This window comes from Algibacter pacificus (assembly GCF_008033385.1).
Taxonomy (GTDB): domain Bacteria; phylum Bacteroidota; class Bacteroidia; order Flavobacteriales; family Flavobacteriaceae; genus Algibacter; species Algibacter pacificus.
Window position 1 is genome coordinate 190,584 of the sequence record NZ_VOGY01000007.1, and the last position, 26,467, is coordinate 217,050.

Genomic DNA, 26,467 nt, shown 5'->3' on the forward strand with positions numbered 1-26,467 from the left:
CAATTAAAATTTCCTTTTTTATTTTTAAAATATTCCCTTTAAGCCATAGGTATATGACAGAACTTACAATAAAAGATAAAACTAAGGCTCAAGAATATATAAAAATTGAATCGTTTAGAAAACATACCCGAGTAACAAAACCACATAAGCACAACAAATATTTAGAATTTGTTTATTTTAAAAAAGCTACAGGTTTTCATGTTATCGACCATTTTAAAATTGAAATTACCAATCCTATTTTTTTTATAGTTAGAAAGGAGCAAATTCATTATTGGCATTTAACTTCAGAGCCTGAAGGTTATGTTATCATTATAAAAGAAGCTTTTATCGAGCAGTGCGTAGATATTGAAATAAAGCAACAATTAGTAAAAATAAGTGCGTTTCCTTATTTAACACCAGAAGATAATAGGACGATAGAACAGTTGTTTCAATTATTAATTTCTGAAAACAAGCACAAGAAAAACAAAACCATTGTTGAAAGTTTATTGAAAGTACTGTTAAGCAAATTACTTCAAATTGAAAACAAAAACGAACTTCCCCATCAATCCATTTACCAAGAATTTATTGGGTTATTAAGCAACCAAGAAACGTTATCTAATAGCGTAAAGTTCTATGCCGATTTACTCAATACAAGTCCGCAAAACTTAAATAAAAGTTGCCGAAATGAATGTAACAAAACAGCCTCTGAAGTATTATCCGATTTTATTTTAAGTGAAGCCAAGCGTTTGCTTTTATATACTGAAAAAAACATCTCTGAAATTGCTTACGCCCTTTCTTTTCGAGATAACTCTCATTTTACAAAATACTTTAAACGCCATGTAGGTAAAACGCCTAGTGCCTTTAGAAGTAAAACATCATATATACCATAAATTTTTCAAAAACACCATTCTGTTTTATTAAATAAGTATAATTTCGCACCAAATTACCAATCCAAATTAATAAAACTAATATCGAATGAAAATTAAAATTTCAGTAGTATTTACACTCCTATTCTTTTCTTCCCAATTTATTTTTAGTCAAATTACCGGAAAAATAATCGATGGTGATGTTAACGAACCATTAGAATACGCAACGGCTGCGCTATACAAAACAAACGGCAATTTAGTTACAGGTGTTGTAACCAATACAGAAGGTCTGTTTTCTTTAGAAAACATAAAAACCGGAAGCTATTTTCTAGAAGCATCTTTTATGGGATATACCGCTTTTAAATCGGAAACCATTTTGGTGAACAAAAAAGGTCAAGCCATTAATTTAGGAAGCATCAAATTAACTTTAGGAAGCCAATTAAACGAAGTGTTGGTAAAAGCCGAACGTTCTGCTGTTGTTCACAAAATTGACCGTCAAGTATTCGATACTAAAAAATATCAAAATGCCGAAGGTGGAAATGCCGTTGATGTTATAAAAAACTTACCATCGGTTACCGTAGATGGCCAAGGTGAAATTAGCGTTCGTGGCAGTAAAGGTTTTACCGTATTAGTAAACGGAAAACCAACGCAAGGCGATGCCGCTTCAATTTTAGCGCAATTACCTGCAAATGCTTTAGAAACCGTAGAACTTATTACAGCACCATCTGCAAAATACGATCCCGAAGGAAAAGGAGGTATTCTAAATATTAAAACTAAAAAAGGCGCTACAAATGGTACGTTTGCTCAAGTGAATGTTCGTGGTGGTTTTCCTTCTATTGAACCTTACGACACTCAAGTTCCAGCAGAACGTTACGGTATAGATGCAACTGTAAATAAACGTACCGATAAATGGAATATTTCCGTTGGAGCAAGTTACCAACGTAATGATAAAACAGGGCGTCGTGAAGGCGATATGTTTATTGTAAATCAAGCGGAAGATAAAACCACTTTCTTACCTTCGGATGGTGAACGTAGTTTTGATGACATTAGTTATAATGGTCGTTTTAATATTGATTTTACACCAAATGAAAACGATGAATTTTCATTAGGTTTTTTCGCTGGAAAACACACAAAAGAACGTCTTGCCGATATTGTGTATTATGATAATCACGCCCTTTCTCCAATTGGAACAGAAAATAGATTATATACTTTTTCATATTACAACCACAACTTAAGAATTAGAAAAGGCGATTTTGCTTTAGGAAGTTTCGATTATGCGCATAAATTTAATAACGATTCTAAATTATCAACTTCCATTTTATATGAATATACTTTTCTTGGAGGACCAACAGTGAATGATAATTTAGGATTCTCCGACAACTCTAACGACCAACAAGAATACAACACCAATGATAATCCTCTTTACGGTACACGCTTTAACCTCGATTACGCGTGGAAACCTTTCACATTTGGAACGCTTGAAACTGGCTACCAATACCGCGATATTGATCACACAGGCGAGTTTGTTTACGAACGTGATGGTGAATTAGTCGAGGCATTCTCTAGTGATATCCAATTAAAACGTGCTATTCATGCTGGATACGCGCAATTAACAGGCAAAAAAAATAACTGGGATTATAATGCTGGCGTGCGTTTAGAATCTATGGATAGAACCTATACAGAAACCTTAGAAGGTAAGTCTCCAAATGTTTACCAATACGATTTTGTAAAATTATTCCCTTCGGCATCTGTGCAATATGCCGTTAACGACAAAACAAATATTAAAGCCGCCTACAGTAAACGTGTAGAACGCACCACCACTTTTAAAATGAATAGTTTTGCAGAGCGCGAGCATTCGGAAGTTTTTGAACAAGGGGATAACACCTTACTGCCAGAGTTTATCGATTTAGTAGAATTAGGGGTTACTAAAAAATTAAAAGGCGGCAATTCCGTTTATGCCACGACGTATTTCAGACATGTAGACAACGTCATAAACCGAGTAAACACCTTAGCTTACGAAACTAACGGTGCCGTAATTGATAGTGTTATAAACCGTGTATATTCTAACGTTGGAAAAAGCAATGCGATAGGCTTAGAGTTTGGAGCAACCATAAAACCTACAAAAAACTGGACAAACGTTATTGGTGCAAATGTCTATAATTATGCTATTGATGGCGTTCTAAACTTTAATCATAGAGATGGAATTCCTAGAAGTTATGGTATTGATTCAAAATCGACTATTTATTCTTTCAACTTAAATTCAACCTATTTATTTTGGGATAATGCATCGTTACAATTTACATTCAATTATTTATCCGATAGAAATACAGCTATGGGTGAGGATTCACGATTCTACTCGCCAAATTTAGCCTTTAGAAAAACCTTTATCGACAATCGTTTAACGGCAACGCTACAATGGCAAAACATAGATATGGGGCTGTTAGATACCAACGAGCAACGTATTACAACCTCGAGACCCGACCAATTTTATACCACTACAAATTATGTTTACGAAGTCGATATGGTATCCTTAAACCTATCATACACCTTCAATACGGTAAAAAACAAATCTAAATTTATTGATAGTGAATTTGGTAAAAAAGAATTTTAGTAAACCTACTCGTTTTTAAAAACATAATCCTGTAAGACTTCAAAACCTTACAGGATTTTTTATTTTAATAGTTTACTAACATGCCTATCAGTTCTAGTTTGTACTTTTGTAACAAGAATTATATTATATGAATTTATCTGAAGTAAAACTCGTAGTCTCCGATATGGATGGCACGTTGTTAAATAATAATAGCGAAGTAAGCGATCGCTTTTTTAAACAATTTGAAGCATTAAAAAAACGAAACATACATTTTGTGGCTGCCAGTGGACGCCAGTACCAAAGCATTGTGCATAAACTAGACACCATAAAACATGACATTTCTATCATTGCAGAAAATGGAGGATTAATGCAATATAAAAATGAAATTAATATTTTATTAAAATTATCTTCGGAAGATGTTTTTAAATCAATTGAAATACTTCGGAAAATACCAGGTTGTTACATTGTTTTATGCGGAAGAAAAGCCGCTTATGTTGAAACGAAAGATGATGAATTTATTTCAAAATTTAGTGAGTATTATACCGCTTATAAAATTGTTGAAGACTTAACAAAAGTAACCAACGACGATTTTATGAAAATAGCTGTCTATCATTTTGAATCGTCCGAGAATTGCATTCTACCCAATATTTCGGGGCTTAAAGAAGACTATAAAATTACGATTTCAGGACAAAATTGGCTCGATATTTCGCATAAAAACGCTAACAAAGGTTACGCCTTACATATGCTTCAAAAAGATATGGGCATTAGTAAAAATGAAACTATGGTTTTTGGCGATTATAACAACGATTTACAAATGCTAGAATTAGCACATTTTAGCTATGCTATGGAAAATGCGCACCCAAACGTTAAGAAAATAGCCAACTTTGAAACTAAAAGCAACATGAATGAAGGCGTAGAATCTGTTTTAGAAGCATTGATAAACAGCAAATGCATTTAAAATTTCACGCTTATAAAAAATAAAAAAACCTTCCTGTTTCAATTAAAAAAAGGAAGGTTTTTATTATATATTTATTTTGAAACTTACTTTCTAACCGACTTTACAATAGCTAAAGCCGCTTTAACATCTTGCTCTAATTTTGCATAATCTTTGTTAGCAATAATCTCTTTAGAAATTAATTTAGATCCCATTCCAACGCAAGTTACACCTGCATCGAACCAACCTTTTAGGTTTTCTTCGGTTGGAGAAACACCACCTGTAGGCATCACGCTTGTCCATGGTTGTGGCCCTTTAATACCTTTTACAAATTGAGGTCCGTAGATATCACCAGGGAAAAGTTTTACGATTTCGCATCCTAATTCTTCAGCTCTTGCAATCTCAGTTAATGTACCACATCCTGGAGACCATAATACTTTTTTACGGTTACAAGCAATGGCGATATCTTCTCTTAAAACAGGAGTTACAATAAAGTTTGCACCTAAAGCCATATAAAGAGAAGCTGCAGCACCATCGGTAACCGAGCCAACCCCCATAATCATTCCTGGTAATTCTGCAATAGCGTATTTAGTTAATTCACCAAAAACTTCATGAGCGAAATCACCACGAGCCGTAAATTCCATTAATCTTGCGCCACCATCGTAACACGCTTTTAATACCTTTTTACTTAATTCTATATCGTTATGAAAAAATAAAGGAATCATTCCGGTATCTTTCATGGCTTGCGCCACTTCTAATCTTGAAAATTGTGCCATTTTTTATTTAATATTTAATTGTTGATTTGTGTTTTTGTTGAACTGTTAAACATATTAAACCATTTAACAGTTCAACAATGAAACACTAATATTATCTTGCTACACGTCCAGAGGCATCACCACCCATAAGTTTTTCAACTTCAGCAACAGTTACTAAATTTGCATCACCTTTAATGGTGTGTTTTAAACAAGAAGCAGCTACTGCAAAATCTAATGCGTTTTGGTCGTCTTCTGGGTATTTTAATAATCCGTAGATTAAACCTCCCATAAATGAATCTCCACCACCTACTCTATCTACGATATCTGTAATTTGGTATTGACGTGTTTGGAATAATGTTTTTCCATCGTATAAAACACCAGCCCAAGTATTGTGCGATGCAGAAATAGAACCTCTTAAAGTTGTAATTACTTTTTTAGCTCTAGGGAATTTAGCCATCATTTGCTCACAAACCGATAAAAAAGCTTCAGCTTTTACGTTGTGGCCTTCAGTTTGCACAGAAATACCTTCTGGTTTAATGCCAAAGTGCATTTCTGCATCTTCTTCATTTCCTAACACAACATCACAATATGACGTTAACTCTGTCATAACCGCTTCTCTATGAGCATCATCACAATATTTCCATAATTTAGCGCGGTAATTTAAATCTGTAGAAATTTTCACACCTAATTTGCTAGCCGCTTTTACAGCTTCTAAACAAACATCGGCAGCCCCTTGAGAAATAGCAGGAGTAATACCTGTCCAGTGAAACCATTCAGCTCCTTCGAACACTTCATCCCAGTTAATCATTCCAGATTCAATTTCAGCAATTGCCGAATGTGCACGATCATAAACCACTTTAGACCCTCTTGATACTGCACCCGTTTCTAAGAAATAAATCCCTAAACGATCTCCTCCGTAAACAATTTTATCAACTCCAACGCCTCTTTTACGCATTTCCATCATGGCACACTCACCAATATCATTCTTTGGCAAACGTGTTACAAAATCTACATCTACGCCGTAATTAGCTAAAGAGACTGCTACATTAGACTCACCTCCACCATAAACAACATCGAAATTATTTGCTTGTGAAAATCTTAAAAATCCTTGTGGAGCTAATCTTAGCATGATTTCTCCAAATGTTACTACTTTACCCATTTTTTAATACTTATTTTATTTTTAATTAAAGTTGCTTAAACGTTTAACCTTAAATTTAGAAATAACATCAAAAAGCACATATTTTAAATATAATATTTTGATTCTATAAAGGAAGGCTATACCTTTGCTTAAACGTTTAAGCAAAGGTATAAAAAAAAACAATATGAAAAAGAAAACGACTATAAAAGATATAGCAAACGTTTTAAATATCTCTGCTGCTGCTGTTTCGAAGGCACTTCATGACGATTCTAGAATTAGTGAAAAAACGAAAAAAGCCGTGAGACAGGTTGCCAAAAACCTAAACTATCAGCCCAACCATTTAGCCAGTGCATTGCGAAAAGGAAAAAGTAATTTGGTAGGCGTTATTGTTCCTCGAACTAATAGTAACTTTTTTTCATCGGTAATTCAAAACATGGAAGAAGTTTTAAATAAAGCTGGGTACAATATTATTATTACCCAATCTAACGAATCGTACATAAAAGAATGTAATAATATAGACACCTTATTGTTTACCCAAGTTGATGGTATTATAGCCTCTATGGCCAATGAAACTATAGATTTAGGATATTATGAAAAAATAAAATCTAAAGGCATTCCGTTAATTTTATTTGATCGTGGTGAAAACGATTTGAATGTAGATTATATAGGAATTAACGATTACAATAGCAGCCATATGATTGTGGAGCACTTGGTAAAACAAGGCTGTAAACGTATTGCTCACATTGGCGGTTTTAAACGTACTCGAATTTTTAATAATAGAATTCGTGGTTATGTGGATGCTTTAAAAAAACATAATTTACCTTTAGATAACGAACTTTTAATTGAAAGCAGCTTAACGACTGAAGATGGCCGAGAAAAAATGATCCAACTGTTAGCGCTTAAAACAAGACCCGATGCTGTTTATGTTGCTGGCGATTATGCTGCGTTGGGTGCCTTTCAGGTTTTAAATGAACAACAGATTAAAATGCCCGAAGACATTGCTTTAGTAGGTTTTGGAAACGAGCCTTTTACCGCCATGGTGTCTCCTACCATAACAAGTATAGAACAACACAGTTCGGAAATTGGGCAACAAGCAGCAAAAACATTTTTGCAGTATGTTAAACAAAAACCCGTTAAACAAACACTAAATAAAATTATTTTAAATGCGGAATTAGTAGTTCGCGATTCTTCTAAAAACAATAAAGCGCTTTTGTAACGAAACAAAAGCGCTTTATTATTTTAATAAAATCTATAATTTTTTAGATACCTAAAGCTTGACCACCACCTATTTGTACAGTTTCAGCAGTCATAAAAGACGCATCTTTACTAGCTAAAAAAGACACCACTCCTGCAACTTCTTCAGGCTGGCCTAACCGACCTAATAAAACACTGTTTGCCCATGAAGCAAAAACTTCTGGTTTCGTAGATTTAATTTGTGCATGAAAAGGCGTATCGATAGTACCAGGAGATACTGCGTTGACTCTAATTCCATATTCTGCTAAATCTTTAGCTAAAGCTCTAGTGATAGATTGTACTCCACCTTTAGAAACTGAATAAATTCCAGCTCCAGGTCCTGCTCCATTCCATGCGGCATTAGAAGTATAGTTAATTATGCTAGGATTTTCACTTTTTTTAAGGAAAGGAATAGCCGCTCTTGATGCAAAAAATACTGAATCTAAGTTTAATGCCATAACAAATCTGTATTGTTCCGTTGTCATTTCTTCAAATCTAGCTCTAACACCGATACCACCTGCATTATTAACAAGGACATTAATTTTTCCATATTTTTCACCAATTTTATTAATATTTGCTGTTACTTCATCTTCATTTGTAACATCAAATCCATAATATTCAGCTTTAATACCTGCTATTTCAAGTTCCTTTACACGTTTATCCCCTGTTTCACTCTCTATACCATTTAAAATTATGGTATAACCATCTTTACCTAATCTTTTTGCGACTTCGAAACCAATACCTCCTGTGGCTCCTGTTATCACTGCAACTTTTTCGTTTGAATTACTCATTTTTTTTATTTTAAGTTATACTTCTTTATTCTTAATTACTTATTCTACAGATTTAATATCTTTTGCGAAATAATAGATAGCTCCAATTCCTAGAGGTACAAATAATGCTATGGCAATAAATACAGGTGTATAAGAAACTTTGGCTACTATAGGCACAATAAAATTCATGATAATAACGGAGAATACCCCAACCATTCCGCCTAATCCAGCTAACGAGCCAACATTTTTGCCACTAAACAAATCGCTAGGTAATGTTTGTACATTACCAATTGCAAATTGGAAACCAAATAATACTACGAATACAATACCCACAAAACGCTCTGGTGTATTACCAAAAAATATGGTTGCCACAAGCCCCGAGAACATAATAATTCCACCAATTAAAATGGTATATTTTCTACCTTTGTCTATAGAGTTAGTTTTAGATATAATTTGGCCAGACACATATCCGCCAACAATACTACCAATAGCTGCGCCTACATAAGGTACCCAAGCAAACATGCCAACTTCTTTTACGTTGAAACCATAAACATCAAATAAGTAAATAGGCATCCATCCTACAAATAACCACCAAATTGGCTCTAAAAAGAAACGCCCAACAACAATAGACCAAGCTTCTCTATGTGATAAAATTTCTCTTAAACTTAATCCTTTTGCACTTTCTTCGGCATCACGATCGGCTTGACTTTGCCCATCTAAAATATATTTCTGTTCTTCTTCTTTAATCCATGGGTGTTTTTTTGGACCTGCTTTATTAATAAGTAACCAAGGAATAATCCATAATATACCAAAAGAACCTACCACCATAAATGTTGTTCTCCATCCATAAGCTACAAAGAGCATAGCTATAAATGGTGGCGCCACTACAGATCCTATAGAAGCTCCGGCATTAAATAAACCTTGAGCAATTGCCCGTTCTTTAATTGGAAACCATTCTGCATTACTTTTAACACCGCCAGGCCAGTTTCCTGCTTCGGACAAACCTAAAGTACTTCTAAAAAAAGCCAAACCAATAAACCCTCTTACTGTAGAGTGTAAAAACGACGATAATCCCCAAACGCCAATACTAATAACATACCCAATACGGGTGCCTACTTTATCGAATAATTTACCTGAAAATAATTGACCTAAGGCATAAGCAACCATAAAAATGTTAAGAATATAACTATAATGTTCTTTTGTTAAACCTAAAGAATGTGAAATGGAACCTTCTAGGTTTTCATTTCCCCACATAACGGCTAACGCACTTCTATCGATATAATTAATTACTGACGCCAAAAATATGAGTCCAATAATAAACCAACGTAATCCTTTTACTTTCATATAAATACATTTTAAAGTAAACTATATATGCTTACTAAATTGATATGGTAATTAAACTTTTTAATTATCCATTTATATACTTTTAAAGTTTTCTATTTTAACATTTAAAAACTACCTACCTTAATTACAAGTCCTTAAACTTTATAACAGTACTGATAGAGAATTTTAAAATGATCTTTCATTTTTTGTTTTGCCAATGCTGGATCTTGTTTCTTTATGGCTTCATAAATACCACTGTGTTCTTCAATTCCAGTAACAGCTTGGTTAATATCGCAAACATGATATTTCCCAAAATCAATAATTATTTGTGGTGTAATAGTTAACATAAACGTGTTTATAGTACTATTTCCACATGCTTTAGCAATAGCTAAATGAAAAAGTAAATCTTCTTGAACCGCATCTTCTCCGGATAAAGCTTTTTCTTTATAAGCATCTAAAGCTGCTTTTATATTTTTTAAATCTTCATCTGTTCTTCTTAAAGATGCTAACCTAACTGTTTTTAGTTCTAATAGAATTCTGGTTTCTACTAAAGATTTAAAATCTGGCGTTTCCAGTCTTAGAATATCTTCAATCATTCCATTCATAGCGATTACGCCAATATTGGCAACAAAAGTTCCGCTTTGAGGAATGGACTTTAATAATCCATAAAACTCCAATCTTTGGATAGCATCTCTAACATTAGATCGAGTTACTCCAAACTTTTCAGATAAGGTTCGCTCTGCCGGTAATTTATCACCTGGCTCTAAATTTTTATAATTGATAAGATCTCTTATTTTAACAATTATTTCATTTTGTGTTTTTTGGCTATCGCCTACTGATATTGCTCCTAATTTCATATATTATGACATTTTTTTACTCATATTTTAACTAACCCTACAATTGGTTAACCAAGCAATGCTGCTAAATTTATACAAAACCACTAAAAATTTCTATCGGATTTTATTTAGCTTAAATTGCATTATATAGTAAAACTTAACAAATCATGTTATTTTAATGTATTAGCACCACATTATAATATTTCACTTTAGAATATAGTATTAATCTATGCATGTTAAATAACTATTGCCTTTATAATAATTTCTAAAAAACGTTCTGTTTTTTTTTGATAACATCACTATAAATTATAAGTTATTTAACGTTAAAAAGCACCTCTATTTATTCACTATTACATTATAAATTTTACTCTTAAGTTTTCTATAAAATTGTAACTTTGTAGAATGCATGTTTTTTTATTATGAAACGTCATGTTTTAATTTACTATGCTACAAAAAGAAGTAAATTATTTAAAAAAAGGGCAGGCGGCAACCTGTCCTTTTTTGCTTTTTAGTCTATGGTATTTTATTAATAGTTCTCATGATATATTTAGTTTATGTTTTTTATTTAAATCTGGTATACCAGATTGGTTTACCAAATATATACATTTTTTTGTTAATTATGAACTTTTATTAAAATTTAAATAAAAAATGTTGCTAATATTTTTAACTACACTATAAACCGACTCGCAAAGGGCAAAAATTATTAAATTTCCTATCTAAGTTGATTATTTATTTCCAAAGTAAGACACTTCACCTCCACTTAAAAAATCTTCCCTTACTGGGCTAAAGGTGTCAATAAGCTCCCCTGCTTCTATGCAAACAGCACTATGCAATAAATTAGGCTCAATATAAACGCCATCACCAGCTTCTACAATTTGTTTTACGCCATCAATTTCAAACTCAAATTTACCCGAAACAACAAAGGTAGCTTGGGTATGAAAATGTTGATGAGGAGCCCCTAATGCGCCTTTGTCAAATTTCACTCTTACCATCATAATTTGGTTATCGTAACCTAAAAACTTTCTGGATACACCGCCGCCAAGCACTTCCCATTCCATGTCTTTTGTGATTACGTACTTTTCACTAAATCTTTTCATAATAATTTTATTTAATTGTTTTTATTTGAAATAATAAGAACCTGACCATTCATAATTCTTATTGCTAATTGTTAATTTATGTTCCGGTTCTGTATTCGTATTTGCTGTTATAAATAATTTAGAAACACCTTTAACAGTCGTAATCATGATTGCTGTATAATCTTCGGTATCTAAAACGACTTTTAAGTCGGCTATGTTACTTTTAGAGTTTACCGCAGATTCTGTTACGGTGCTATAACTTCCATGAGCTTCAATTGCAGATACAAACGTGGTGTTTTTTACATTTTTACGTCTTAAAAGCAAAGCAGCCTCTCTTCTTAAATTAAAATCTGGATCGTTTGCACCTATTCGGGTAAATAACAAATCGTCGGCAGCAGTAGTCACTGTGGTTAAGGTATAAAACTTACCGTTATTTAACCAAGATAGTTTACTATTGTTACTTTGAGCCTTTGCCGATCCTTCAACAAATAAATGCTGGTACCCATTTTTAGTTCCTAAAGGTTTAAGTATTTCTGGTATTTTATATTCAAAATTAGTTTGCAAAACCTGCCCCAAAAAGTAATACGGAAAATCATATTGATTAGCTTTATCGGACGTTACTCTCATAAGATCTAAAACATAAGGTTTTTCGAAATCTTCATCTTTTATAACAGCCATGGTACGCAGCATTTCTGTTCCTGGATATGCATGAACATCTTTGGCACTGGCTACTTGAATACGTGTATCCTTTGAAGAAAAATAATTAAGGTCTGGGTGATATTTATTACCTGTTTCAAATTCACCTTTAAAATGAGAGGTTTCATTTTGGGTAACTGTATTATGAGCTATGGTTTGTTTAGCCCAAGTTTTATTTTCTTTTAAATAATTCCCGCCACCTTTTTGTTCAATATTTACAAAACGTGCTAAACCATAATCCTGAATAACCTCATCGCCGTTGTCGTATAATGAATACGATAATTTATCATAATGCCCGTGACTAGAACCTTGTGACGTATATTTAAAAACAAGTTCTATCTCTTCGTTACGCAAAATACTTACACCACCTTGATTGCCATTAGGCCCATCGGTTAAGTTAATCGACTTTTTATCAAAGGGTTTTTCTTCGCCATTTTTTATTCCAAGTGCTACTGCTAAACCAGAATCGTCCAACAATACGCTATTTTGCAGCTTTGCAATACTTAACAACCCTGGATCTTGTCCTCCAAAATGATAAGAAATATCTACAGCACTAACTAAAGCACTGTTGTAATACGACATGCCTTTTTGACCATCGTTAAGAGGGAAAAACTCACCGTCGGCATCGGATAAGTTCAAAAGGGCTTTTATAGATTTTAGAAGTACACCCTCCTTATATTCAAAAATCTTCACCTCTGGTTTTACATGATGTAAACCTTCAGCAAAAATTAAAAAAGGATACATGGCATATCTTTGGTAGTATGGCCCTTCGTTATAATATCCATCCGGAGAAAAAGGCTCTTCAATATTTGCTAAAAATCCTGCTTTTCCATCTTTATTAATATATCCGCCGTCATCATCTTTAGCGGTTTTATCCATTTCCAAACCTCTAATACCATATAATGCACGGTTGATTAATTCCTCGTCATTCATAACCAAACCAATCATTCCAACTGCGGCATTTCCCCATGTACTATGGTTATGCACTCTGTTATAAAATTGTGGATTCTCTATAGAAATATAATCGGCAAACGGCTTAAATAAATTAGTCTCTAATTTGTTTCTTTCTTCTTCCGTTAAATAATTATAAATACAATCGTAAGCCTGACTAACATACACCAACCAATTAGAATCATTTAAACATTGCCAGAATAATTTACCTCTAGCATACGATCTTGTTTTAGGGTGTTTAGGTAATGTTTTGTACATACCCTCGTATTGCATAAGCATATTTTTTGCATATTTTGCATACTTTTCATCATTTAAAATTTGATATAAAACCCCTGCTTTTTGCAAAATGATCATGTTTCGTTTATGGCGTGCATGCGTATACCCACCCGAATAATCTTTTGGTATGGGCGTATCTATACCTAAGGCCATCTCGGTATCTACCTCGGCTTTGGTTTCAGCTAAACTTTTATCGAAAATCGGGATATGTCCTAAATTTGCCCGAATATCCTTTACGCCTTTTTGAGTTAAAATCAAGTTTGGATGATTGCTTTCAGCTTCAACAGAAATGGCTTCTTGATTTTCATTTTCTGCTTTTTCTTTACAAGAAAGCATTATTAATAGGACGAGCGTTATAGCCAGGAAACTAGCTCTTGAATTATTCATATGATTAGTCGTTAGTTTAATTGGTTTACCAGTTTGGTTTACCAAATATAAGTATAATTATCACATAAGCCAAAGAATGCTTTATAAATTCTAAATTTTAACAACTAGGACGTTATTTTTATTTTTTTAAAAATAAGTGATACCCTAAAAAAATAATTAAAAAATTATACTCAAATTGATTAAAAAGGTTAAATTATAGAATAAAAAGCACTCCCAATTTTAAAATGAATAGGTTTAAAATGGATTTCAATTTGTTTAAACAACATAAAAAAGCACCATTTATACCGTTCTTAACTTACCAAGCAAATAAATTATAACTCATTTTATTTTTTTTAAACCATACATTATCAGTAACAATACAGGCTTTTAAGCCTATTTTATTATCTAAATTATTTAAAACAAACCTAGCATTTCTTGTTTATAATAAAAAATTAACTATATTTGGTAAACCAAACTGGTAAACCAAATTGGTATGGCAGTTAAAATTTGTATTAATTACTAAGCTTTAATTTAAACTGATAAAAAAATATGAAACGCTAAAAAAAATTTAAGAAAACAACCAAACCAAGATGTTTGTTAAATCACCACGACAGCCAACACATATCTTATTATTATTCTAATCTAAACGTATAAAACTAATGAAAAAACACAAACGATTAAAAAAGGTTTACCTATTATTACTAGCCTTTTGTTTTGCTTTTACACTAAACGCACAACAAAAAACTGTTACAGGAACAGTGACTTCCGAAACTGATAACATGCCACTACCTGGCGTTAATGTTATAGTTAAAGGAACAACCACGGGAGCATCGACAGATTTTGATGGAAATTACTCTATAAATATAGAAGGAAGCGCTGCTGAATTAAGTTTTAGCTATATTGGATATGTATCCAAAACAATAACCATAGGAAATCAATCTAAAATTAACGTGGCCTTAGCAGAAGATGTTAGCGCTCTAGAAGAAGTTGTAGTTGTTGGATATGGCGCTCGGAAAAAAAGTGACTTAACGGGAGCTGTATCTTCAGTTAAAGCAGAAGAATTAAGTGCATTTCCCGTATTAAATGCCGAACAAGCACTTCAAGGACGTGCTGCCGGGGTTGTTGTACAATCTAATAATGGAGGGGAACCGGGTGCTCCTATCAATATTAAAATTAGAGGTAACACCTCTATTAATGCAAGTAGTAGTCCACTTATTGTAGTTGATGGTTTTGTAGGTGCTAGTATGCCACAACCAAACGATATTCAATCTATGGAAGTTTTAAAAGATGCTTCTGCCACAGCAATTTACGGATCCAGAGGTTCTAATGGTGTGGTTTTAGTAACTACAAAAAAAGGTAAGAGCGGAAAATTATCTATTGAAATAAATAGTAATTACGCAACGCAAACTACAGGAGATAAATTAGATTTATTAAATGCAGACGAATTTGCAGCTTACCAACAATTAAGAAACCCATCTTATGTTCAAGGAACCGAAGATACAGATTGGCAAGAACTACTGTACAAAACAGGCCATACTCAAAACCACCAATTTTCTTTTTCTGGAGGAAGCGATAATATAAATTTCTATGCGTCTGCAAACTATTTTGAACAAGCAGGTGTTATTGTAAATTCAGATTACGAAAAAATGACCTTTTTATCAAATATTGATGCTCAAGTAACAGATAAATTAAAATTGGGGTTTAACCTTTTTGGAAGTAGAGCTACTAAAAATGGCGTTTCTACGCAATCTACAGGTGAAACTGCTAATGGAGGTGGTGATGATGTTATTTCACTATTAGTTAGATTTTCACCAGATTTAGGTATTTTTGATGAAAATGGTGATTATACAGTTAACTCTGTTGGAGACAACGTTGACAACCCTTATGCAGTAGCTACTGAACGTGTTAATGAAACAAAATCTGATAGATATAGAGCAAATTTATATGCTAACTACGATATCATAGAGAATTTTACTTTTAAAACAACCTTTGGTTATAGTACCTTTAACGAAAACGTTGGAACATATATTCCTAAAACGCTACTTATAACAGATGGAGGAAACAACGGGACTGCAGAAATCAATAACAGACAATCTACAACCTTATTAAGTGAAAATTACTTAACCTACAAAACAGCTATTGGCAAAGGTGATTTAACTTTATTAGGTGGTTATTCCTATCAAAAAAATACAACCACTAGGTTTTCAGCAGGGGTACAAAACTTAATTGATGATGATTTTTCTTTCTATAACTTATCTGGTGGAGATACGCCATTAATTCCAGACTCTTCGATAGTAGAATCTGAAATTCAATCACAATTTGGTAGAATAAATTATGATTATGATGATAAATATTTAATTACTGCTACAGTAAGACGCGATGGAGCTTCTAACTTTGCTTCAAACGAAAAATACGCTATTTTCCCTTCAGGAGCTATAGGTTGGAAAATATCAAATGAAGATTTTTTAATAGATCACGAAACCATCTCAAACTTAAAATTAAGAGCTAGTTATGGGTTAACAGGTAACCAGGCTATTGATTCTTACCAATCCTTAGCAAAATTTGATAACATTAATGGCCTATACGGTGGCAGTGTTGTAAATGCAGTTGTACCAGATCAAGCTGCAAATGACGATTTAAAATGGGAAACATCCTATCAAACAAATGTTGGTATAGACTTAGGTTTATTTAATAGTAAAATTTCGTTGTCTTTAGATTATTACAATATCGACACTAAAGATCTTTTAATGGAAGATGGTAGTCAAGCGCAATATTTAGGTTTCCTTACAGCTGCTAGTTTAAGAAACGTAGGAGAGGTAAACAATCAAGGATTCGAAATATCATTAAACACCAGAAATATTACAAACGATAATTTTACTTGGACAACAGATTTTAACTGGGCTACTAATAAAAATGAGTTTAAAAAATTATTAAATGGTCAAGATGTATTTTTAAATGCCGCACCAAGTTATTTATCATTAGGAGGTAGCACCCACGTTTTAAGAGAAGGTGAAGCTATTGGTGTATTTTACGGATATGAATACCGTGGTGTTTATGACGGTACTAACATTCCTGAAGGAACAGCTGTTTTTAATGGTGCCGTTGCCGGAGATGCCTTATACACCGATGTTGCGGATGCTTCTGGTAACAGTGATGGATTGATTAATACAGACGATCAAAAGATAATAGGTGATCCAAATCCAGATTGGACTTTAGGTATAAACAATAACTTCTCATACAAAGATTTCGATTTAAATATCTTTTTTCAAGGTGTTCAAGGTGGCGAGATATATAACCTAACAAAACTACAAGCTAATGTTGGAGATTCTAACACCACTAGAGATGTTTTAGATGCCTGGTCACCAACTAATACAGACTCAAATATCCCAACAGTATCTGGGGTAAGACGTTCAACTTCTAGATTTGTAGAAGACGGAAGCTATATTAGACTAAAAAACATTGCATTAGGTTACAACTTACCAGCAAACATTACTGAAAAGTTAGGATTAGATAATCTTAGATTATCAGTAAGTGCGCAAAACCTATTAACGTTCACTAGCTACTCTGGTTTAGATCCAGAAGTAAGCTATTCTGGTTCTGGTGGAAGTAGCGATTCTAAAGCGAACACCACCCAAGGATTTGACTTTGGTAACTACCCAACAGTAAAATCGGTTACGATGAGCCTTAATGTGAAATTTTAATACTAAACTAAAAAAACTGATATAATGAAAACATATAAATATTTATTTTTATTGATAGGGCTATCAATGATAAGCTGTTCAGACTTAGAAGAAGAACCTGTAGGTTTATTATCTCCTACAACTTATTTTACGTCTCTAGACAAATTACAAGTAGCGGTTAATGGTGCTTATGGTTATATGCATAACAGGTTTTTCTTAACTCGTGAAACCGGCCTGACACTGATGCTTAGAAGTGATATGGTTGAAATTTCAGACCCTAACACAAGACAAGAAAGAATTGACCACGATGAATTTACTGATTTAGATGACAACGGACAAACATTAGTAAGCTGGCCAATAATGTATCAAATTGTAGCAGCGGCTAATCAAGCTATTGCAGGTGCAGAGACTGTAGATGCAGATGAAGCAGAAATAAATGCAATTGTTGCGCAAGCCTATTTTGCAAGAGCTTTAGCTTACTATCACTTAGTAAGACAATTTGGAGACATTCCTTACTTAAGTGAACCAGTAACCAATGTGGAAGAAGCAAATAATATAGAAAAAACAGCTGTTGCAGATGTTTACGCAAACATTATTGCCGACTTTACTTTTGCCAAAACATGGTTGCCATTAACTCAAGATAAAAGATCTATACCATCGGCAGGAGCTGCTAGCTCTTATCTAGCTTCGGTGTATTTAACTATGGGAGACTACCCAATGGCTTATGCAGAAGCTAAAGATGTTATCTCTAAAAAGAATATTTACGGGTATGACTTAGAACCAGATTTTCAAAATTTATTTAATTCATCTGTAGTTCGCGATTCAAAAGAACCAATATTTACATTAGATTATATTGGAGATACTTCTCTTGGAAATTATAGTACAGATTATCTAGTACCATTAACAGGAATTAGAGCAGATAATCAATATGGTTCTGGTCAAGAAGGCTGGGCTGTTACGGTTCCACCACTTAAAGCATACACGACTTGGGATGACAACGATTACAGAAAATCGGTTAGTTTTGATGCTACAGGTGTTTTTAACGGTGTTGAAAGAGCGTATAACCAACCTCCTACTGCTCAAGAATTAATAGACGACGCAGATAGTCAAGGAGGCTTTAATGCGGTAGACGCTAGAAATAAAAACCAACCATATTGCGCAAAATACACACGTTTTAGAGGGGAATCTGGCGGAAACGGTAGAGCCTCTAGTCATGCATACTTACTGATGCGTTATGCAGAAGTATTATTAATTGCTGCAGAAGCTGCTAACGAAGTTACTCCAGGAAGCCAAGAAGCTCACGACTGGGTTAATGAAGTAAGAGGAAGAGCTAGAGATGGAGCTGCAGGTAGTACACCAAGTGCGTCTCCAGCAGATGTTTCTGGATTATCTGGAGCTACCTTTACAGACATGGTTTTAGAAGAACGCCGATTAGAACTTGCTTTCGAACTTAAAAGATGGTATGATATAGCTAGAAGAAAACTTGGTTCAGAGGTTTTCAGTGCATCTGGTTTAGAAGGCGCAAAGTCTTTTAGTGAAGACAATTACTTATTAGCAATACCAGAAGTAGAGCAAGAGAGAAACCCAAATCTTTAAACCCAATAAAAGCATATTAATTACCATTAGTTTTAAAACCTCATATCAAAAATTGATACTGAGGTTTTTTTTAACACCCTCTTTCGTTTTACTTAATACACCACTATTAAAGCAAAATCTTGATGAAAAAACACCTATTAATCATTGCACTAATAATTACCTTTTCAAGTTGTAAAAACAAAACTATTTCAGAAACTACTCCTGTAAACTTGAGATATAAAAAACTACTAGAATATCCATTAGATTCTTTAGCTCTACCAAGAAGTATTAATTTTAAAACAAATAAGATTAAAACTATAAAATCTACCGATTGGTGCAGTGGGTTTTTCCCAGGAAACCTTTGGCAGATTTACGCCTTAACAGGAAACGACGCTTATAAAAACAAAGCCAAACAATGGACAGCTTATATTGAAAACGAAAAGTTTAATAACCGTACACACGATATGGGTTTTAAAATATTTTGCAGTTTTGGAAGCGGTTTAAAACATGAAAACAATGAAGATTACAAACAAATCATTGTTGAAAGTGCAAAAACGCTAAGCACGCGCTTTAATGAAAACATAGGTAGTATTCGTTCGTGGGATTTCAATAAAGACGTTTGGCAATTCCCTGTCATTATAGATAACATGATGAACTTAGAATTACTGTTTGAAGCTACAAAAATCTCCAAAGACAGCACTTACCACAAATTAGCAATTAAACACGCTAACACCACCTTAAAAAATCATTTTAGACCCGATAACAGCTGTTTTCACGTGGTAGATTACGATACGGTTTCACACCAACCAAGAATGAAGGTGACACATCAAGGTTATAGTGATGAATCGGCTTGGGCACGTGGACAAGGTTGGGGCATTTACGGCTACACTATGGCCTATCGTTATACCAAGGATAAACGCTATTTAGATAGAGCTAAAGCTACGGCAGATTTCTTTATAAATCATAAAAACTTACCCGAGGATGGTATTCCGTATTGGGACTTTAACGATCCAGCCATTCCAAATGCACCAAGAGATGTTTCAGCTGCAACGGTGGTTTCGTCTGCATTAGTAGAATTATATGGATATACCAAAAATGAAACTTACCTAAACTACAGTAAAAAAGTAGTAAACAGCCTAGAGTCGAAAAATTATCTTTTAGATGAAACGATTCAGGCACCTTTTATTTTAGATCACAGCACCGGAAATTGGCCTAAAAAAGATGAAGTGGATGAACCTATTGTTTATGGTGATTATTACTTTTTAGAAACATTAGTTAGACTTAAAGCGCAATAAAAATCTAACATCAATTTTTGCCCTGAGGTTTTAAAACTTACAAAGTTTATAAAATACTGTCTATAAAGGATTCAAAAAAAGGCTCCATAAAATTTATAAATTTTATGGAGCCTTTTTTTGAAGAACTCTTACAAAGTAAACGACTTCTAAAAGTACGTATATTAACTATAAACTGAATTCAAATTAAAGTCTTAATACATCAACTTCATTTTTAAATTTTCTTCGGTTTTTATTTTACCAGAGTTACTGATGGTATTATCCGATGCGTAATTTTCTTTCGCTCCCCAAAGTATCGATACAAATTCAACCTTGTTATTTTTAAACGTGTTTTTATCGATGTTTACATAAACAATACCTCGGTGATTTAATAATATTTTATTAGGTTCTTTTTCTCCACAATTGGTAAACGTACTGTTAGACACTAATAAATTCCCACCAATAGTGGATTCATCATAACCGCCACGGTAATAATCAATCACGTTTTGTTTTACATTATCGAATGTACAATGATTTACGGTTAAATATTCCGTATTATAATCGCCTTTATCATTTGTTTCTTCAGATAATTCTAGGCCATTTTCACAGTTTGAAATGGAAGTGTTTTCAAACGTAATGTTTTCAGCAAAAGATTCCTTATACACTTTTAAAGCATAATCAAAATTACTTATTTCGCAACCGGAAACTGTTAACCCAAAATGATTAGACATGTTTTCCTTTAAACTTGCAAAGGCATAATTTGAACTATTTCCAGTAAGAATAATATTTTTTAAATTTAGAATTCCATAAGGATTTAGCTCAAATAAAGGTGTTTGATTTTGACCTTCAAATACAATCTCTGCCTTTTCACCAGCTTTAGATTGAATGGTTATAGATTTATTAATTACTATAGATTTTGACACCTGATATGTTCCAGAAGTTAAGGAGATGATGTCTCCAGCTTTCGCCGATTCTATTTTAGTTTCTAATGATTCATTTGTTGGAGAAACGTCTATCACATTTGGTTCTGCAGGTTCAACAACATTAGAATACCAACTTGCTCCATATTTAGTTTTATCCAAAATGGCTGGAGCATTTAATTTACCTTGAATGGTTGCGCCAATAGAATTATTATTGTCACGAGAATTTCCAAAAAGATCTTTTGTAATATTTTCAAACCCAAAACCCTGATAGATAACAAAGTCTTTAGTTAATTTAGGTATATAAATATATTCGCTAACCTTTTCTAATTCAAATGTACTAGGCTCAATTCTTTCAGCATTACCAAAATCTACACCTTGATTATTAATAACGTTATTACTAAACTGAACACCATCTGCTTTGTCATGCTCAATAATTACATTTTTATCACCAATTTCATTGTAAATAATATTGTTCGCAACATGGGTTCTAAGCGCTCTTGCAGAACGTATTTCAGAAACAGGTAATACATCGGCTTGTGCAATATTGGTTCCTACTCCAAACTGCCAAGGTGATTTACAATTTACATAGGTATTATAAGCCACCACAACATCGGTAACTTGGTTGTATCTATTTAATGGTGATTTTGGAATGCCGTTCATTACAGCAAGAGGACTTCTAAAGTTTTCACCAATAATATTATAGAAATAATTATTTATCACCCAATGCCCCGTGTTTACAAGTCTGATACCTCCGTAATTTTTATTTACGCCATCTCCAATAAAATAATTTCCATCAATAACGGCATAATTACCATGACGAGTTACTACAGAACCTTCACTCTTATAGAAGACGTTATTTCTAATTTCATTAAAATTTGTTTTACTAGAAATAATTTCAACCTCTCCGTTACATGCTTCAAATAAATTATTTGCAATCGTTGTGTTACTTGGAGTCATAGAAGTAAAACTACTACCTAATTGAATAGTCTCTCCTCTCGCACCACCTTTTCTTGGTCTTGGTCCAAAATGATTATTTACAATTTGATGATAATTTCTAATGCTTTGATTTCCTTTTAAATCGACCCTAACTGTTGGGCCTCCATTGGTTTTACCAGCAATATAACAATGGTCTAATGTATTATGTGTTCCATAAAACTGAACCCAAAGATCTTCTTGATCGCGATGCTTTTGGTTGTAATCTAAAATAACACAATTAGTAACCGTAGAATAGTTGGCTACTTTTTCTTCACTTGTTCTAAACGCGATAACATTACCTGTTGGCGTATAACCATTTCTAAAAAATAAGCCCTTTACAACTAAATAATGTCCCGCAATTTCCAGGTTAGAGGCACCTTCAACAAATACATTACCTGTTGTTTCTGCACTTAAAGTAATTGGAGCATTTTCAGAGCCTTCTGCTACAAATTTTATTTGAACATCCTTCCATGTACCATTGGTCATAACAATGTTATCACCAGGTTTTGCGTTTTTGATAGCTTCATGCAACTCTGCATTAGTTTTCACTAATATGCCACCAGAACTCTTTATGTTTTCCTTACAAGAAAAACAACATAATAATACCAATAAAAGGCCAAATAACTTATTCATAAATTAAGGATTTTAATAATACAATAAAAGAAAGCCTTTATATTTCAAAAGGCTCGCTTTACATAAAACAACAAACAATTCAACTATAAGTTAATTTTACCTAAATACATGATAAGTGAATCGGAGTATTATTTAGTTTTAGAATTAGATTTACCCTTAAAAGGCTTTTAAAACACTTTGATAAGAAGATAAGTTTAAAACAAGTAGGCATAATTAACAATATAGTTAGAAATCAAACTGGTTAACCAAACTGGTTATCCAAATATACGTATAATTTAGCAGTATACCATTTTTTTAATCAAAAAAATATCAATCTAACATACCTAATAGTTAAAATTATACAGATTTACATAGAAAATAGAATATATAACAACAAAAGTTTATAATCTAAATTGTTTTTAAGCTATATGTTTTCATTAAAAAATGAAAACATAAAACCCCTTAAATACATTATGAAGTTGAAAAATATGTTTAAAGTAAAGGGAAAATTAATAATCGAAATACCAATTAAATAAATCAGTTCTAATTCCGAAGTTAAACCAAACGGTACTATTTTTAAAGGTTGAAGCCGTAGTTGCATCTGGATTAAAATTACGAACCGTAATGTCTGTAAATAATTTTAAGTTGGATGCAGGATTAACCACATAACCTGCTTGCAGATTACCATTAAAAATATTGGTTTTAATGCCTTGCCCTATTATTACTCCAGAATCGAAAGGGCGATCGTTATAATTTTTAAAAATGTCTCCACCGTAACTAAAGCTATCTGTATCATCATTAAAATCTAAGCCTCGAACACCAAATATGAGCTTAGCATCGGCAAACCAACGCTTGTAATGGTAACGCCCAATAAAAATAGCCTCACTAAAATTCGCTCCCCAAAGGTGCGCCATAGATTGGTTATTATGTCCGTAATTTGTAGCAATGGTATTGTGTGAATAAGTATACGGACGAATACGATTATATTCAAATTGAAGTAATAAATTTTTAATTTTAAAAGCATTGTAATATTTAACACCTAATTGATAACCAAACTTGTTTTTCCAACTCTTTTCACCTCCTTTTATATCGGCCAAAGAAAATTCGTCTAAAACAAATTGGCTGTATAAATTAACATTATCATTCCATTTATATTTTGCAGTTGCACCCATAATGGCATTACCTGCATCTTGACCGGTTTCAAATTCAATGGCTCTATAAAAAATGATAGGGTTTAAGTAATTTACATCGAAACCACGGTTACCGGAATTACTCCAAATTACCGATTCAAATAAACCTAGATTAAAACGTTTGGATACATTCCAACTTAAATAATGATTGGCCATATATTTAGTTAAAAAAGCACCATCTTCCGTAACTTCCGGACGTACATCTTTTAACCACATCCAGGTATTTGTATACTTAATTTTCCAAAACTTCGTATTCAATTTTAAAAAGGGGTATGGACTAGCAACATCACTTAGCAACAAAGAACGATACCCATCTCCAATAAAATTTTTACCATGCCCAAACTGAATATTTATATATTTTGCAGGGGCATAAGACATATAGGCCTCTGCCACCGGATAATCATAAGAATCTGTTTTAAACCGTTTGGCAATACCACGACCAGGAATAATGGCTGGATCGGGACCAAAAGCCTTTAAACTTTCAGCATAACGGTTTACATAATCTGCAAAACGCCCTTGACTTTCAAAAACCGATGCATAAAAATTAAATTTTTCACCCAAACCACCTCGTACCAGAAATCCGCGTGTATTATTATAAGTAGAACTAAATGCTGCATCGGTATCTTTCCCGACTTCCAAATCGAAAATAGGATCGATGGTAAACCAATAATCCTCATTTTGCAGCTCCACTAAATGTTCATTCCAAAGCTTTTGCCCCGCCCAAGTTTTAGTTTCGCGGTGTAAAGCTTCTGCCTCAGCATCAAAGTCGTAATAGGGAGCAACATCACTATAAACAAAAGGTTTAGACCCTGTATGGCTATTGGTGCCAACAAGATTCATTTGCCTATCAAATTTAGCATAATCACTATGCGTAAATTGAATATTTAATTGACTTTTATAAGCCTTGTTTTCAAAATCTTGTAAATCCTTATTTACTTTATCGAACTCTTGTTTTGCCTGTTGCTCTAATTTCGAAATTTGATTTATGGTATTAATTTCTTCATTTCCTACACTGTTATCAACTAAAGGTATGTTAATTTCTAGAGCATATTGTTTAAAAATTGCACGTCCATTATAGGTTGCAGGTTTTATTTTTGGAAGCTTTGAAAAGACCCTTTTGGCCTCTTTTTTTAATTCATTATATATAGCATTGGCATAAATAACTTGAAACTGCCCTATTGTATCTACTTCAAAAAGTACAACCACTTGTCCCTTATAATTTTCGGCTAACACCCTTTCTGGCACCTTAAAATTATTGTAAATGAGGTTATGAATTTGATTATTGAAACATTTTTCCTGTTTACTAAAAGTAATACTATCGCATGCTGGAAACATTGGAGGTTTTTCAGAATACGCATTACTTTGGGCAAAACTAAAATATTGAACCAAAGTGAAAATTATTACAAAAACTTGTTTCATCACGGGTATTGTATATTGATAAATAAGATAAATGTCTTTAAGCTCGAAAGATACTATATTTTTTAGATACGGGACCGATACTCTACTTCTTCATTTAAACAACAAAAGCCACTAACTGATATTGGTTAACGGCTTTTGCATGATTATTGTAACTTTTCTACTGTACACTAAATACTATGGGTAAGGTGTAGATAACCCCAACATTTTTATCGCGTTGTTTACCAGGTGTCATTTCTGGAAGTGTATTAATAACACGTTGCGCTTCCTTTTCTAAATCAGGATGTGTACCTCTAGTTTTTATATCCGTAACATGTCCTGTTTTATCAATTTTAAATTGAGTCCGAATTACTTGTTTACCAGATAAACCAAGTTCATCACCTAAATTAGTATCAAATTTTTTCTGGACTAATTTGGTAATTTTTTCAGACATACATTTTCGTTTGTCTTTATTTGTTTTTTTGTTTTCACAACCTGGATAAATAGGGACTTCTTCAACACTAATAAAATCTACGGGAGTTTCATCTATAGGCGCTTTTCCAACTATAATATCTTTAATTTCAACAGGACTTGAGGGTATGTTTTCCTCTGGTGTTTTTATTTTAAGGACTTCTTTTACCGGATTATCATCTTCAATTTGAATAATTTTATCAATTACTTTTGTCGATTTTTTTGATTCTGGTTGAACCTCCTTAATGGGCTCTACATAAATTTTAAAATTTTCTATCCGAATTTCTTCAGGCTCAGAATCAAAAGTCATAACCGTTTCTTTGGGGAGTTCTGTTTCAAATTTCATTTCAAAAAGGCCGTAGACCATAAATAAACAGAGGATTAAACCGATCTGAAAATAAAAAGTAGAGTTTTTTTGTAAATTTGCATCATGTTTTTGCGGTTTTTTCACGATTTGCTCATTTTGCCGAATGAGTTCGTGAGTTTCCTTTGGGTTTCTCATAATTATTAAAGTTTAAAATGTTAATATTATGATAAAACCACAATAAGCGTACCACAAAAAAGAAATCCCGTTACATTAAATGTA

The 26,467-nt window shown here is 33.0% G+C and carries 17 protein-coding genes; 7 read left to right on the top strand and 10 right to left on the bottom strand.

The window, feature by feature from the left end; translation table 11 throughout:
• The first annotated feature begins 53 nt into the window (after positions 1-53).
• The 3 genes from FQU21_RS12225 (at position 54) to FQU21_RS12235 (ending at position 4,393) form a co-directional block, all read left to right on the top strand.
• On the top strand, positions 54-869 hold the full coding sequence (locus FQU21_RS12225; protein ID WP_187269378.1) for a helix-turn-helix domain-containing protein: 816 nt from the start codon (positions 54-56) through the stop codon (positions 867-869).
• Between the two features lie 85 nt (positions 870-954).
• A complete protein-coding gene (locus tag FQU21_RS12230; protein ID WP_147678283.1) occupies positions 955-3,456 on the top strand; it encodes a TonB-dependent receptor in 2,502 nt (833 codons plus the stop codon).
• 127 nt (positions 3,457-3,583) lie between these two features.
• Positions 3,584-4,393, top strand: a complete 810-nt coding sequence (locus FQU21_RS12235) for an HAD family hydrolase (protein ID WP_147678284.1) — start codon at positions 3,584-3,586, stop codon at positions 4,391-4,393.
• Positions 4,394-4,476: 83 nt separating this feature from the next.
• Here FQU21_RS12235 and FQU21_RS12240 read toward each other — a convergent pair whose 3' ends face one another.
• Positions 4,477-5,145: a bifunctional 4-hydroxy-2-oxoglutarate aldolase/2-dehydro-3-deoxy-phosphogluconate aldolase gene (locus FQU21_RS12240; RefSeq protein WP_147678285.1), complete on the bottom strand. Its 669-nt coding sequence runs from the start codon at positions 5,143-5,145 to the stop codon at positions 4,477-4,479.
• Positions 5,146-5,236: 91 nt separating this feature from the next.
• Positions 5,237-6,283: a sugar kinase gene (locus FQU21_RS12245; protein ID WP_147678286.1), complete on the bottom strand. Its 1,047-nt coding sequence runs from the start codon at positions 6,281-6,283 to the stop codon at positions 5,237-5,239.
• A gap of 163 nt (positions 6,284-6,446) precedes the next feature.
• Here FQU21_RS12245 and FQU21_RS12250 point away from each other — a divergent pair, with 163 nt between their 5' ends.
• The gene (locus FQU21_RS12250; protein ID WP_147678287.1) at positions 6,447-7,478 is read left to right on the top strand and encodes a LacI family DNA-binding transcriptional regulator; all 1,032 of its coding nucleotides are present in this window, start codon (positions 6,447-6,449) and stop codon (positions 7,476-7,478) included.
• Positions 7,479-7,521: 43 nt separating this feature from the next.
• Here FQU21_RS12250 and FQU21_RS12255 read toward each other — a convergent pair whose 3' ends face one another.
• The 5 genes from FQU21_RS12255 to FQU21_RS12275 form a co-directional block, all read right to left on the bottom strand.
• Positions 7,522-8,286: an SDR family NAD(P)-dependent oxidoreductase gene (locus FQU21_RS12255; protein WP_147678288.1), complete on the bottom strand. Its 765-nt coding sequence runs from the start codon at positions 8,284-8,286 to the stop codon at positions 7,522-7,524.
• Between the two features lie 39 nt (positions 8,287-8,325).
• Positions 8,326-9,609, bottom strand: coding sequence for an MFS transporter (locus tag FQU21_RS12260; RefSeq protein WP_147678289.1), 1,284 nt, complete (start codon positions 9,607-9,609; stop codon positions 8,326-8,328).
• A gap of 134 nt (positions 9,610-9,743) precedes the next feature.
• The gene (locus FQU21_RS12265; protein ID WP_147678290.1) at positions 9,744-10,445 is read right to left on the bottom strand and encodes a FadR/GntR family transcriptional regulator; all 702 of its coding nucleotides are present in this window, start codon (positions 10,443-10,445) and stop codon (positions 9,744-9,746) included.
• Positions 10,446-11,149: 704 nt separating this feature from the next.
• Positions 11,150-11,521: a cupin domain-containing protein gene (locus tag FQU21_RS12270; protein ID WP_147678291.1), complete on the bottom strand. Its 372-nt coding sequence runs from the start codon at positions 11,519-11,521 to the stop codon at positions 11,150-11,152.
• Positions 11,522-11,542: 21 nt separating this feature from the next.
• The gene (locus FQU21_RS12275) at positions 11,543-13,810 is read right to left on the bottom strand and encodes an alginate lyase family protein (protein ID WP_147678292.1); all 2,268 of its coding nucleotides are present in this window, start codon (positions 13,808-13,810) and stop codon (positions 11,543-11,545) included.
• Positions 13,811-14,448: 638 nt separating this feature from the next.
• On the opposite strand from FQU21_RS12275, the gene FQU21_RS12280 reads away from it, so the two are divergent.
• From FQU21_RS12280 to FQU21_RS12290, 3 genes are all read left to right on the top strand, one after another.
• Complete coding sequence (locus FQU21_RS12280) at positions 14,449-17,490, top strand: SusC/RagA family TonB-linked outer membrane protein (protein ID WP_147678293.1); 3,042 nt, start codon at positions 14,449-14,451, stop codon at positions 17,488-17,490.
• A gap of 24 nt (positions 17,491-17,514) precedes the next feature.
• The gene (locus tag FQU21_RS12285; protein ID WP_147678294.1) at positions 17,515-19,065 is read left to right on the top strand and encodes a RagB/SusD family nutrient uptake outer membrane protein; all 1,551 of its coding nucleotides are present in this window, start codon (positions 17,515-17,517) and stop codon (positions 19,063-19,065) included.
• Between the two features lie 122 nt (positions 19,066-19,187).
• A complete protein-coding gene (locus tag FQU21_RS12290) occupies positions 19,188-20,339 on the top strand; it encodes a glycoside hydrolase family 88 protein (RefSeq protein ID WP_147678295.1) in 1,152 nt (383 codons plus the stop codon).
• Between the two features lie 191 nt (positions 20,340-20,530).
• Here the strand turns inward: FQU21_RS12290 and FQU21_RS12295 are convergent, their stop codons facing one another.
• The 3 genes from FQU21_RS12295 to FQU21_RS12305 all read right to left on the bottom strand — a co-directional run bounded on the left by FQU21_RS12295 (position 20,531) and on the right by FQU21_RS12305 (position 26,383).
• The gene (locus tag FQU21_RS12295; RefSeq protein WP_147678296.1) at positions 20,531-22,846 is read right to left on the bottom strand and encodes a chondroitinase-B domain-containing protein; all 2,316 of its coding nucleotides are present in this window, start codon (positions 22,844-22,846) and stop codon (positions 20,531-20,533) included.
• A 488-nt stretch (positions 22,847-23,334) separates the two neighbouring features.
• A complete protein-coding gene (locus tag FQU21_RS12300; RefSeq protein WP_147678297.1) occupies positions 23,335-25,434 on the bottom strand; it encodes a gliding motility protein RemB in 2,100 nt (699 codons plus the stop codon).
• 157 nt (positions 25,435-25,591) lie between these two features.
• Complete coding sequence (locus tag FQU21_RS12305; protein ID WP_147678298.1) at positions 25,592-26,383, bottom strand: energy transducer TonB; 792 nt, start codon at positions 26,381-26,383, stop codon at positions 25,592-25,594.
• Positions 26,384-26,467 lie beyond the last annotated feature (84 nt).